Raw genomic sequence first — 11,894 nt, forward strand, 5'->3', positions numbered from 1 at the left:
TTCAGGCGCGGCGTTCACGGTTCGCAGGCGGTCGTGAAGAAGCGCCGTCACCCGATACGTATTCAGGATACTCATAATGGCTATTGTTGAAGTCAAGGTTCCCCAGCTCTCCGAGTCGGTCTCGGAGGCAACCATGCTGCAGTGGAAGAAGAAGCCCGGCGAGGCTGTCGCTCAGGACGAAATCCTCATCGAAATCGAGACCGACAAGGTCGTGCTCGAAGTGCCGGCACCGGCAGCAGGCGTGCTCGCGCAAGTCATTTCGAACGACGGCGACACGGTCACGGCTGAACAGGTGATCGCGAAGATCGACACCGAAGGCACCGCGGGCGCCGCCGCTGTCGAAGCCGAAGTGAAGCCGGCTCCGGTCGCTGCCGCGGCTCCCGCACCGGCGGCTCAGGCCGCTGTCGCAACGGGGTCGAACACCGCTGCTTCGCCGGCTGCCGGCAAGCTGATGGCAGAGAAGGGTCTGGCTGCGGGCGACGTCGCCGGCACCGGCCGCGACGGCCGTATCACGAAGGGCGACGTGCTCGTCGCCGGCCAGGCTGCTCCGGCTGCCAAGGCCGCACCGGCTCCGGCTGCCGCACCGAAGGCTGCGAAGCCGTCGCTGCCGGACGTCAAGGCCCCGGCATCGGCCGATCAATGGCTGAAGGACCGTCCGGAACAGCGCGTGCCGATGTCGCGTCTGCGTGCTCGTATCGCCGAGCGTCTGCTCGAGTCGCAGCAAACCAACGCCATCCTCACGACGTTCAACGAAGTGAACATGGCGCCGGTCATGGAGCTGCGCAACAAGTACAAGGACAAGTTCGAGAAGGAACACGGCGTGAAGCTCGGCTTCATGTCGTTCTTCGTGAAGGCAGCTGTCCACGCGCTGAAGAAGTTCCCGCTCGTGAACGCGTCGATCGACGGTAACGACATCGTCTACCACGGCTACTTCGACATCGGTATCGCTGTCGGTTCGCCGCGCGGTCTGGTGGTGCCGATCCTGCGTAATGCAGATCAGCTGAGCCTCGCCGACATCGAGAAGAAGATCGCCGAATTTGGCCAGAAGGCGAAGGACGGCAAGCTGTCCATCGAAGAAATGACCGGCGGTACATTCTCGATCTCGAACGGCGGCGTGTTCGGCTCGATGCTGTCCACCCCGATCATCAACCCGCCGCAGTCTGCGATTCTCGGCGTGCACGCCACCAAGGAACGCGCAGTGGTCGAAAACGGCCAGATCGTGATCCGCCCGATGAACTACCTCGCGCTGTCGTACGACCACCGTATCATCGACGGCCGCGAAGCAGTGCTGTCGCTGGTCGCGATGAAGGATGCGCTGGAAGATCCGGCTCGCCTGCTGCTCGACCTGTAAGCGCACGTTCCACCGACGCCGGCCGGCGGTTTGCGCGGGCCGGCGTCATCCGTAGCACGTCTGTAGCATTCCGCAGTACAGGAACGGCGCGCGCCACCTCGGGCGGCCCGGCGCCGTTCCGCCATCAAAGGGATTGTCATGTCCAAAGATTTTGACGTCGTCGTGATCGGCGCAGGCCCTGGCGGTTATGTCGCCGCCATCCGCGCAGCGCAGCTCGGCAAGACCGTCGCATGTATCGAAAAGTGGAAGAACCCGGCCGGCACGCTGAAGCTCGGCGGCACCTGCCTGAACGTCGGCTGCATTCCGTCGAAGGCATTGCTCGCTTCGTCGGAAGAGTTCGAGAACGCGTCGCATCACCTTGCCGACCACGGCATCTCGGTGGAAAACGTTTCGGTCGATATCTCGAAGATGATGGGCCGCAAGGACGGCATCGTCGAGAAGATGACCAAGGGCATCGAATTCCTGTTCCGCAAGAACAAGATCACGTGGCTCAAGGGCCATGGCAAGTTCACCGGCAAGACGGACGCCGGCGTGCAGATCGAAGTGAGCGGCGAAGGCGAAGATGGTGCAAGCAGCGAAGTCGTCACGGCGAAGAACGTGATCATCGCAACGGGTTCGAAGGCGCGTCATCTGCCGGGCATTCCGGTCGACAACAAGCTGATCGCCGACAACGAAGGCGCATTGTCGTTCGACACGGCACCGAAGAAGCTCGCCGTGATCGGCGCAGGCGTGATCGGACTAGAGCTCGGCTCGGTGTGGCGCCGCCTCGGCGCGGACGTGACCGTGCTCGAAGCGCTGCCGGAATTCCTCGGCGTGGCTGACCAGGCGCTGTCGAAGGAAGCGGCCAAGCAGTTCAAGAAGCAAGGTCTCGACATCCGCGTCGGCGTGAAGGTCGGCGAAGTGAAGACGAGCGAAAACGGCGTGACGATCGCCTACACGGACAAGGACGGCAACGCGCAGACGCTCGAAGCCGACCGCCTGGTCGTGTCGGTCGGCCGCGTGCCGAACACCGACAACCTCGGCCTCGAAGCGATCGGCCTGAAGGCCAACGAGCGCGGCTTCATCGACGTGGACGACCACTGCGCGACGGCCGTGCCGAACGTGTACGCGATCGGTGACGTCGTGCGTGGCCCGATGCTCGCGCACAAGGCTGAGGACGAAGGCGTGCTGGTTGCCGAAGTGATCGACGGTCAGAAGCCGCACATCGACTACAACTGCATTCCGTGGGTGATCTACACCGAACCGGAAATCGCATGGGTCGGCAAGACGGAGCAGCAACTGAAGGCGGAAGGCCGCGAGATCAAGACCGGCCAGTTCCCGTTCATGGCTAACGGCCGCGCGCTCGGCATCAACAAGGCGGACGGTTTCGTCAAGATGATCGCCGACGCGAAGACCGACGAACTGCTCGGCGTGCACATCATCTCGGCGAACGCATCGGACCTGATCGCGGAAGCCGTGGTGGCGATGGAGTTCAAGGCGGCGTCGGAAGACATCGGCCGTATTTGCCATCCGCACCCGTCGCTGTCGGAAGTCATGCGCGAAGCGGCACTCGCCGTCGACAAGCGCGCGCTGAACATGTAAGCACGCACGCCTGACCGAAACGCAACCTTGGCATCACCAAAGGCGGGCGGGGTTCAATCCCTCCCGCCTTTCTTTTTGCAGCAACACGATGAACGTCACCGAATACTACGAAAAAGAACTGCAGACGCGCGGTTATCAATCCGATCCGGCGCAGCGCGCGGCGGTCGACCGCCTGCAGCGGTGCTATGAAGAGTGGGTCGCATACAAGTCGCGCCGCTCGAACGCGTTCAGGAAGCTGATCATTCACCCCGATCTGCCGCGCGGCGTGTACATGTGGGGCGGCGTGGGCCGCGGCAAGAGCTTCCTGATGGACAGCTTCTACATGATCGTGCCGTTGCATCGCAAAACCCGTCTGCACTTCCACGAGTTCATGCGCGAAGTGCATCGCGAACTCGAAGAACTCAAAGGCCGGGCCGATCCGCTCGACGAACTCGCGCGGCGCATTGCGAAGCGCTATCGGCTGATCTGTTTCGACGAATTCCACGTGTCGGATATCGCCGACGCGATGATCCTGTATCGCCTGCTCGACAAGCTGTTCGAGAACGGCGTGCAGTTCGTGATGACGTCAAACTACGCGCCCGACACGCTGTACCCGGACGGCCTGCATCGCGACCGCATGCTGCCCGCGATCGAACTGATCAAGCAGAAGCTCGACGTGATCAACGTCGACGCGGGGATCGATTATCGCCAGCGCACGCTCGCGCAGGTGGAGGTCTATCACACGCCACTGGACGCCGCCGCCGGCAAGGCGCTGCGCGACGCCTTCGCGCGCCTCGCCGCGGTGCCCGACGAAAGCCCGCTGCTGCATATCGAGAAGCGCGAGCTGAAGGCGCTGCGCCGCGCGGACGGCGTGGTCTGGTTCGACTTCGCGACGCTGTGCGGGGGCCCGCGCTCGCAGAACGACTACCTCGAACTCGCGACCCGCTTTCACGCGGTGATCCTGTCGGACGTGCCGCAGATGTCGGTGCGCATGGCGTCGGAAGCGCGCCGCTTCACGTGGCTCATCGACGTGTTCTACGACCACAAGGTCAAGCTGTTGATGTCGGCTGCGGTGCCGCCGGAGCAGTTGTACGTCGACGGTCCGATGGCTAATGAATTCACGCGTACGGTGTCGCGCATCGTCGAGATGCAGTCGAAGGAGTATCTCGACACGCCGCGCCGGATTGTCGACACGTCCCTAACCTGAGCTACCGCGCACGACACATTTTCAGGAATCGGAGTGGTCTGATATACAGCGCACGGATGACTGGCTATCTTTTGTCGTTGTTCTGACAAAGGAGGAAGCATGAACCCGTATCGCGAAATCACCGATGAAGAATGGCAGCGCGTTGCGCCACTGCTGCCCGAACTCCGGCCGCGTACCGAAATGCGTGGCCGTCCACTTGCCAATACCCGCTCGGTGCTCAACGGCGTGCTTTGGGTCATGTATAGCGGCGCCACCTGGTCCGCAATGCCGCGCCGCTACCCGCCATATCAGACCTGTCATCGCCGCTTCAAGTCGTGGTACGAATCGGGCGTGCTCAAGCACGTCACGGAGCAACTGCTCGGCACCGCGAGCGAAGATTTCTGCAGATTGATGGAAGCGCGTATGCGCACGCACGCGAGCGTGCAGCACAAGCGCGCCGCGTCCAAGCGCGTGCCCGCGGCGTTTCGTGTTCCGGCCGCCGCATACAATCCGGTACCGGCCACGTCGGTGCCGGCGTCGCCGATTGCTTACGCTGCACCGCTCAAGCAGGCAGCATGACCATCGCAAACAGCTTGCCCCAATGAAAACGGCCGCGCGATTCTTGATCGCCGGCCGTTTTTTATGTTGCACCTCCTGGCGCAGAGCGCGCATCGTTGCAGCATCATGCGCACATTCAGGCGACGTGCCAGGCGCCACGCATGCGCCGCACGTCGACCCTCATTGCTGCCGTATCCACGTTTGCGAGCGGCCAAGCAGCGCGACCCCAATGTAGCCACGCACCACGAGCTTGTTGCCGCCGTCCTCGAGATGCATCTTGCATTTGTAGACCTTGCCGTTTTCAGGATCGAGAATCTGGCCGTGATCCCACGCGTCGCCATCCTTCTTCATGCTGTTGATGATGGTCATGCCGAGGACCGGTTGATCCTTGCGCGCGTCGGTGCATTCGGTGCAACGGCGATCCGGCTGGTCGTTCGCGCCGAGACCCTTGATAACCTTGCCGTTCAGTTCGCCATTGCCGTCTTGTGTGATCTGCACGAGCGCCTTCGGCTGGCCCGTGTGATCGTCGATGGTTTGCCACGTGCCGATCGGTGTATCGGTCTGCGCCATCGCGGTCACTGCGCTGGCGAGCAGGGCGCCGGCGAGCGCGGCGTGACGGGCGGTGCGCAGCGCAAGCGCGCCGGCACGTCGAGTGAATTGCGTCATTGCCTTCCTCCTTGATATGAGACAGCGCGATCATGGTCGCGCGGCGTTATGGGCATCGTGGTCGGATGTGCGGTACCAGCCCTCGCGATGCGTAACGGTGCCAGCGGTGTGCCGTTTGCATCGTCAGCGCAGAATACGCGAAAGTGCATGCGTCGTTTGATAGTGGAGCTTCTAATCCGCTCGCGGCACTTCTGAAGCGTGTCAATTCAGCTGGTAGCAGAACCTCGCGTTGATGCGCGGACTGTGCGATGCGCTCTCCACCGGCGCATCACCGACCGCTTTTCCGACGGACACATCGAGGCTGTCGCAGTACGCATAGGTGAAGCCGAGCGTGATCGGCCGGTTGGCCTCGACCGTCGCGCCCCAGCCGGAATCGCCCGACGCATCGCCCGGCTCATGGCATGTCCTTGCCGACGAGCGGTGTGAAGCGTTGCGCGACTTCGTCGAACGAAATCGACTTCCCGCCGTCGACCTGCACGGTCAGGTTCGGACCGCGGTGGGGCGCCTCGATCAGCGGCAGGGAATCGAACGGACCGTCGTCTACCGCCGCGCCGGTGAGGCGGGACTACGCTTGTGCCTGTTATAGAAGCAAACGCGCAAGTACCATATTTTCGACGAAGAGCCCGAAACCCGCGAAAGTGAGTAATAATTCCCCGTTTTCTACTAAAACAAAATCTGTTCAACAGGTATCACATGGACCGAAAGTCGAAGCTACGAGAGATTGCTCTGGCCGCATGCATCGTATTGGGGGCCCTTCAGGGCGCGAATGCACAGGCTCTGGAGAACAGTGGTGCGAGCGATACGGTCGTGTCCCAGCCGGGTACGACGAGTGCGTTGCCCGACACCTCGCAGGCCGGCCAGGCGGAAACCACTGCACTGACGCCGGATGAAAACCGGCAATCCGCCACCGGGAACGTGGCTGAATTGCAGCAGATGATCCACGGCCCGGATCTGAGCGAATTGCGCACCACGTATAACGGCAGCTATGGCGCGAGCCTGCTGTTCTACGGCAAGGAGATGACCTACTACGTCGCGCTGTTCCAGCAGAAAAACTTCTGGCGCGTGATCAAGTCGCAGGACGCCGCGCGCGCCGAGCTGATCTACAAGGATTTCGCGCGGCAGACAATGCAACTGTCGGACATCGAGATCCGCCGTACGCAACTCGAAGCGCAGAAGGCGTTCACGCAGCGCATGGTCGCGCTGTCGCAGGAACGCGCGAGCCGGCTGCAGGCCGACCTCGACGTCGCGCGTCAGCAGCAAAGCATCGTCGCGAGCCAGCAGGAGCAGAAGCGCGCCGAGGCGACCGAACTGGCGCAGCAGAAGGCCGCCGCGCAGGATCAGTTGCGCGTCGCGCAGCGCCAGGTGCGCGACCTGCAGCGTCAGCTCAATAGCGGCTTGCCGGTGCATTGAGCACGACGGTGTGAGCCTGGGTGGAGTGGCGGGATGGCGCGGAAATCGGTGCGCCGTCCGGCTCGTCCGCGGGCGTTACCGTTGTTATGTTTGATCGGTGCTTTCCATACCCCGCCAGCCCGCGCATGCACTTTTACCGCCGGGCATTTCGGCATTTGCACTCGGCATTTTTCGCGAGCCCTGACGGCTCGTTGCCGCGTCGTTGTGCGCCGCCGTCGTACGACGCAAGACGGCGCGACTTCAATGCCGCTTGCGCGTATCCGCTTGCGTTTTGCGCATCCGTTCGCGAGGCGGCTGCGTCACGTCGACGGCGATCGGATCGCTGGCGGGAAAGCTTTCCATCAGCGCTTCGTCGAGCCGCGTATCGGCGGACGTCGGGGGCGTCCGGCGCGTGCGCGCCGGTCGGGAGGCATGCTGGTTTTTGCTGGTCATGGCGCGCTCCTTCGGTAGAGGGTCGATCATTCAGCATAGCGCATCGCGGCTATCGGCGAACGACCGCCAGATGGCGCAGGCGCGTCGTTTAAAGCCGGCCGGCATCGATTCGTTCTCCGAGTGGTGTCCCGGCCGCGCTTGAGCCACGCTTGAGCCACGCTTGAGCCGCGAACGACACCTCCATCGATTCATCACACAGCGAACCTGATGAACGGGAAAAAGCCGGCGGGCTCGCGACGAGTGCTCGCAGCCCACGTCGTGGAAACCGAACTGGAACACCTGGATTGGGCGACGCGGCAACCGGCGCTGCACCTGTTCGACGCCGGCTACTGGCGGCGCCGCGTGCTGGCGGTCAAGGGGAGATTCGAGCTGACCGAGCGTCAGCTGACCCAACTGGAGAAAATTCTGCGGCGCCTCGGTTCGTCCGCGGAGTAGCGAGGCGCGGCCGCTACAGCTTCTTCGTATTTATTCCTGATTGCCGCCGGGGCTGCCGCCGCCGTGGTTGCCGCCGTGGTTGCCGCCATGATTGCCGCTTTCGCCGCCGGTGCCGAACAGACGCCGCCGCCGCGTGACGACCACCGGACCTTCGGAGTTGCCGCTGCGCTCGCTCGGCGTGCGTTCCGCCGACGGCGCGCCGTACGATTCACGCCCTTCGCGCGGCTCGCGATGTTCGCGCGAACCATGGGGACCGCGCGCGCCATGTTCGCCATGCGACGTTCGGCCCGTGCGCGGCGCCGGCCGCGTGCCGGTGTCGAGCTGGATCGTGGAGATCGCGCGCTTGTAGATGCCTTGCAGGCCAACCGGCGTGCGCAGCATCACCAGGTACTGATCGAACGACTCGATGCATCCGGTCAGGCGGATGCCGTTGACCAGATAGATTTCGACGCGCTTTCGTTCCTTGCGCGCAGCGTTCATGAAGTCGTTTTGCGGATGCGATTCTGCGGAAGCCATGGACAATTCAGGTTAGATAGACGGTGGTTCGCCGCGATTTTACCCTTTCTACCCTATGCGGGGGCAGAACGCGTCGACGGGGCGAACTTTGTCCACTATAACGACTTGCGAGCACATAAGCATCCGATAACGCGGGACTGTAACGTTGAGTTACGAATCTGCTGGTCAATGTCGTCTTCTTCCGGTCTCTCCAGGCATTGCCGGCATGGTTGGCGGAAAAGGAAGAACATAGGGGCATGTTGCGCGACCACGGCGGCGGCGTCGAAGCGCCGCGAAAAAGCCCGGAGAAACAGCGCAGCGAAACAGCGCCACGACGGCGGTGGAATAAACCACGCGATCGCGGCGTTAAGTCCAGTATGGCAGTACCGCATTCCGCGGCCTGCCGCCCGCCGCGCCGGTCGGTCGATCGTGTGCCGGGCATCTGCCAGGAGGCTCACCATGAAAGCATCCCGTATTCTGTCAGCGCTCTTCGTCCTGCTCGCGCTCGCGTGCGGCTCCCTCGCGCACGCGGCCGATACCGACAACGCCGCGTCGGGTTCTAGCAGCAACAGCAACAGCAGCGGCGGCGGCTACTAACGCCGCGACCGGGCCTGGCACGCCGGGTGACATTCGAAGCGGAAGTGATCGCGTGGCTGCCCCAGCTGCGCCGCTATGCGCGCGCACTGACGGGCGACCGCGCCTGGGCCGACGATCTCGTGCAGGATACGGCGGAGCGCGCGCTTGCGCGCTGGTCGGCATTCCGGCCGAACAGCAACCTGCGCGCGTGGCTGCTGACGATCCTGCGGCATCTGTACATCGACCAGCTGCGCGGGCGCCGCGAGATCGCCGTCGACGACGAAAGCGCGCCGTGGCGCAATCTCGAGGCGCCGCACGGTGAGGTCGACGGTCTGGTGCTGCGCGACGTGCAGCGCGCGCTGTACTGCCTGCCACTCGAGCAGCGTGAGGTGCTGCTGCTGGTGTGCGTCGAGGAGCTGTCGTACCAGGAGGCATCGAGCGCGCTGGGGGTGCCGATCGGTACGGTGATGTCACGGCTGTCGCGGGCGCGCGAGCATATGCGCGCGTTGCTGTGCGAGGAGCCGCCAGGGCCGATGCACGGACCGCAGCCCCGTGCGCCGCGGGCGGCGCATAAAGTCGCGCCGCTGAAAGTGGTGAGAAACCGACAATGAACAACGATGACTCCGATTCCGGCTTGCATGACGAGCTCGATCTGCGCGCGCTGTCGGCCTATGTCGATGGCGAATTGCCGGAAGAGCAGCGCGCCGCGATCGAAACGCAGCTTCGCCAGCATCCGCAGGCCACCGCGCGCGTGGCCGCGTGGCGCGCGCAGAAGGCGGCGCTGCGGGCGCTGTGCGGCGCGCCGGACAGCGATGCGCGGCAAGCGCAAGCAGGGCAGCGGGCCGACGATCGGCAGCAAGCCGCTGAAGCCGGCGAGCGAAGCTATGCAGGCAGCCAGCCCACGGAGGCGGAGGAGCCGGCTTTCATCGTCGTGCGTCGGACGCGGCCGTGGTGGCAGCGCGCGGGTCTCGCCGCCTGCTGGCTCGCGGCTGGCGCCGGGCTCGCGCTGGCCCTCGGTCCGCTCGCGCCGCGGCTGACCGGCGGCGCGTGGAGCGGCTTCGGCGGACAGCCGGCCGGTTTTGCGCAGCGCGCGGATGTCGCGTACGCGGTGTACTCGCCGGAGCGGCGTCATCCGGTCGAAGTCGCCGCGAGCGAAGAGGAGCATCTGATCACCTGGCTGTCGAAGCGGCTGAATCGTCCGCTGTCGGTGCCGTCGCTGCAGGAGTATGGTTATTCGCTGGTGGGCGGCCGGCTGTTGCCCGGCGAGGCCGGGCCGGCTGCGCAGTTCATGTACGAGAACCAGGCCGGCGCGCGCCTGACGCTGTACGTGACCGGCGTCACCCGCGACGAAACCGCGTTCCGCCTGTTTCGCGACGGCAACCGCCGCACCTTCTACTGGATCAGCGACGGCATGGGCTACGCGCTGTCCGGCGCGATCGCGGAAGGCAAGCTGCGCGAGATCGCGATCGACGTGTGCAGCGAGCTCGGTGGTAAGCCTGACACGTGGCAGCAGTAGCGGGCGGTAGGGTGTCGTCAAGGCCGTCAGCGGCGACGCACGCATAGCTGCCCGCGCGACTGCACCCGCGGGTTGCCCGACCGACAAGGAGACGCCTTGCCCCAGACGCTGCCGCCCAACCTGTCCGCCGCGCAGTTCGAGCGGGCGCTCGCCGGCTGGCGCGCGATCGTCGGTGAAGCGCACGTGCTGCGTTCCGACGCCGGCCTCGCCGCCTATGTCGATCCGTTCGCGCCTGGCGAGCCGGGGGCGTTTGTCGCGAGCGCCGCGCTGCTGCCCGCGTCGGTCGATGAAATCCGCGCGGTGCTGCGCATCGCCAATCAGTACCGGATTGCGCTGTGGACCGTGTCGACCGGGCGCAACTTCGCGTACGGCGGCGCGGCGCCGCGTCTCAGCGGCTCGGTCGTGCTCGACTTGCAGCGCATGAACCGCATCCTCGAAGTCAACGAAACGCTCGCCTACGCGCTGGTCGAACCGGGCGTCAGCTATTTCGATCTGTACGCGCATCTGCGCGACAAGGGCTACAAGCTGTGGGTCGATCCACCGGCTGCCGGCTGGGGCAGCGTGGTCGGCAACACGCTGGAGCGCGGCTTCGGCTATACCGACTACGGCGATCACGCGGCGGCCCAATGCGGGATGGAGGTCGTGCTCGCCAACGGCGACGTGCTGCGCACCGGCATGGGCGGCGTCGAGATCGGCACTGCGTGGCAGCTGTATCAGCCGGGCTACGGGCCGTCGTTCGATGCGATGTTCATGCAGTCGAACTACGGCATCGTGACGAAGCTCGGCGTGTGGCTGATGCCCGCGCCGCCCGCGTATCTGCTCGGCGAAATCCAGTTTCGTCGCGAGGCCGATCTGGAGGAGATCGTCGAGATTCTGCGGCCGTTGCGGCTCGACGGCACGATCCGCAATCACGCGGTGATCGAGGGCGGATTGCGGCGCGCGGCGAGCCTGTCGCCACGCCGGCAGTGGTACGACGGCGCGGGCGCGATGCCCGAAAGCGCGGTGCAGGCGATGCTCGACAAACTCGGCGTCGGGCGCTGGAACCTGCATTTCGCGCTGTACGGCACGCCCGAGTTGATCGATGCGCGCTACGCGCTGATCGAGCGCGCGTTCGCGCGGGTGCCGGAGGCGCGGCTCACGGCGGCGCGCTATGCGGGCGATGCTCAGCCGACTGGCGGCGGCGATCGCAACATGGCCGGCATTCCCGCGATGACCGCGTTTCGCATGCTCGACTGGCGCGGCGGCGCGGGCGCGCACGTCGACTTCGCGCCGATCTGTCCGGCGACCGGGCGCGACGCGATGCGCCAGTACACGATGGTGAAAGCGCGCGCCGCCGAATACGGCTTCGACTACTACGGTGGCTTCACCGCGGGCGCGCGGCATCTGCATCATATTTTCGCGGCGATTTTCGACCGCGACGACGCGAACCAGGTGGAGCAGGCCGGCGCGCTGCTGCGCTCGCTGATGAGCGACGCGCGCGCGGCCGGCTACGGCGAGTATCGCGCGCATCTCGCGTACATGGATTTCGCGGCCGCGCAATACAGCTTCAACGACGGTGCGTCGCTGCGCTTCGCCGAAACGCTGAAGGATGCGCTCGACCCGAACGGCATTCTCGCGCCGGGCAAGCAGGGCATCTGGCCGGCGGCGTGGCGCGACCGGCGCGGGTACACGTGAACGACGCGTGCGGACACGCACGGCAAACCGAAGCG

14 protein-coding genes and 1 pseudogene are annotated in these 11,894 nt (G+C 64.9%); 11 read left to right on the forward strand and 4 right to left on the reverse strand.

Annotated features, from left to right (window positions below):
• The first annotated feature begins 76 nt into the window (after positions 1-76).
• The 4 genes from odhB (at position 77) to HDG32_RS24155 (ending at position 4,676) form a co-directional block, all read left to right on the forward strand.
• Complete coding sequence (odhB, locus tag HDG32_RS24140) at positions 77-1,351, forward strand: 2-oxoglutarate dehydrogenase complex dihydrolipoyllysine-residue succinyltransferase (protein WP_184029896.1); 1,275 nt, start codon at positions 77-79, stop codon at positions 1,349-1,351.
• Between the two features lie 138 nt (positions 1,352-1,489).
• Entirely contained in the window at positions 1,490-2,932 is a 1,443-nt protein-coding gene (gene lpdA, locus HDG32_RS24145; protein WP_184071248.1) for a dihydrolipoyl dehydrogenase, read from the forward strand.
• Positions 2,933-3,020: 88 nt separating this feature from the next.
• Positions 3,021-4,118: a cell division protein ZapE gene (gene zapE / locus HDG32_RS24150; protein ID WP_090804139.1), complete on the forward strand. Its 1,098-nt coding sequence runs from the start codon at positions 3,021-3,023 to the stop codon at positions 4,116-4,118.
• A gap of 99 nt (positions 4,119-4,217) precedes the next feature.
• Positions 4,218-4,676 carry a transposase gene (locus HDG32_RS24155; RefSeq protein ID WP_184029885.1) on the forward strand — a complete coding sequence of 153 codons (459 nt, stop codon included), beginning with the start codon at positions 4,218-4,220 and terminating at the stop codon, positions 4,674-4,676.
• 159 nt (positions 4,677-4,835) lie between these two features.
• Here the strand turns inward: HDG32_RS24155 and HDG32_RS24160 are convergent, their stop codons facing one another.
• Both HDG32_RS24160 and HDG32_RS36655 read right to left on the reverse strand, forming a co-directional pair.
• Positions 4,836-5,321, reverse strand: a complete 486-nt coding sequence (locus HDG32_RS24160) for a DUF2147 domain-containing protein (RefSeq protein WP_184066797.1) — start codon at positions 5,319-5,321, stop codon at positions 4,836-4,838.
• 201 nt (positions 5,322-5,522) lie between these two features.
• Positions 5,523-5,720, reverse strand: a pseudogene (locus HDG32_RS36655) (ShlB/FhaC/HecB family hemolysin secretion/activation protein); the annotation flags it as partial.
• On the opposite strand from HDG32_RS36655, the gene HDG32_RS24165 reads away from it, so the two are divergent.
• A complete protein-coding gene (locus HDG32_RS24165; RefSeq protein WP_184071250.1) occupies positions 5,641-5,907 on the forward strand; it encodes a hypothetical protein in 267 nt (88 codons plus the stop codon). The pseudogene HDG32_RS36655 and the gene HDG32_RS24165 sit on opposite strands and share 80 nt — an antisense overlap.
• Before the next feature lie 107 nt (positions 5,908-6,014).
• Positions 6,015-6,731 (forward strand): DUF2968 domain-containing protein, encoded by a 717-nt coding sequence (locus HDG32_RS24170; RefSeq protein ID WP_184071252.1) that lies wholly within the window; start codon positions 6,015-6,017, stop codon positions 6,729-6,731.
• Positions 6,732-6,971: 240 nt separating this feature from the next.
• Here the strand turns inward: HDG32_RS24170 and HDG32_RS24175 are convergent, their stop codons facing one another.
• Entirely contained in the window at positions 6,972-7,163 is a 192-nt protein-coding gene (locus tag HDG32_RS24175; protein ID WP_090805694.1) for a hypothetical protein, read from the reverse strand.
• A 207-nt stretch (positions 7,164-7,370) separates the two neighbouring features.
• On the opposite strand from HDG32_RS24175, the gene HDG32_RS24180 reads away from it, so the two are divergent.
• Positions 7,371-7,598 (forward strand): hypothetical protein, encoded by a 228-nt coding sequence (locus tag HDG32_RS24180; RefSeq protein ID WP_184071254.1) that lies wholly within the window; start codon positions 7,371-7,373, stop codon positions 7,596-7,598.
• Positions 7,599-7,628: 30 nt separating this feature from the next.
• Here the strand turns inward: HDG32_RS24180 and hfq are convergent, their stop codons facing one another.
• Positions 7,629-8,114, reverse strand: a complete 486-nt coding sequence (gene hfq, locus HDG32_RS24185; RefSeq protein WP_184071256.1) for an RNA chaperone Hfq — start codon at positions 8,112-8,114, stop codon at positions 7,629-7,631.
• Positions 8,115-8,552: 438 nt separating this feature from the next.
• Between hfq and HDG32_RS24190 the strand changes: the two genes are divergently transcribed.
• From HDG32_RS24190 to HDG32_RS24205, 4 genes are all read left to right on the forward strand, one after another.
• Positions 8,553-8,690 (forward strand): hypothetical protein, encoded by a 138-nt coding sequence (locus HDG32_RS24190; RefSeq protein WP_184071258.1) that lies wholly within the window; start codon positions 8,553-8,555, stop codon positions 8,688-8,690.
• Positions 8,691-8,716: 26 nt separating this feature from the next.
• Positions 8,717-9,280 carry a sigma-70 family RNA polymerase sigma factor gene (locus tag HDG32_RS24195; protein ID WP_184071260.1) on the forward strand — a complete coding sequence of 188 codons (564 nt, stop codon included), beginning with the start codon at positions 8,717-8,719 and terminating at the stop codon, positions 9,278-9,280.
• Positions 9,277-10,185, forward strand: coding sequence for an anti-sigma factor (locus HDG32_RS24200; RefSeq protein WP_184071262.1), 909 nt, complete (start codon positions 9,277-9,279; stop codon positions 10,183-10,185). Before HDG32_RS24195 ends, HDG32_RS24200 begins: the two co-directional genes overlap by 4 nt.
• A 96-nt stretch (positions 10,186-10,281) precedes the next feature.
• Positions 10,282-11,859, forward strand: coding sequence for an FAD-binding oxidoreductase (locus HDG32_RS24205; protein ID WP_184071264.1), 1,578 nt, complete (start codon positions 10,282-10,284; stop codon positions 11,857-11,859).
• Positions 11,860-11,894 lie beyond the last annotated feature (35 nt).

This window comes from Paraburkholderia sp. CI2, assembly GCF_014201055.1.
Taxonomy (GTDB): domain Bacteria; phylum Pseudomonadota; class Gammaproteobacteria; order Burkholderiales; family Burkholderiaceae; genus Paraburkholderia; species Paraburkholderia tuberum.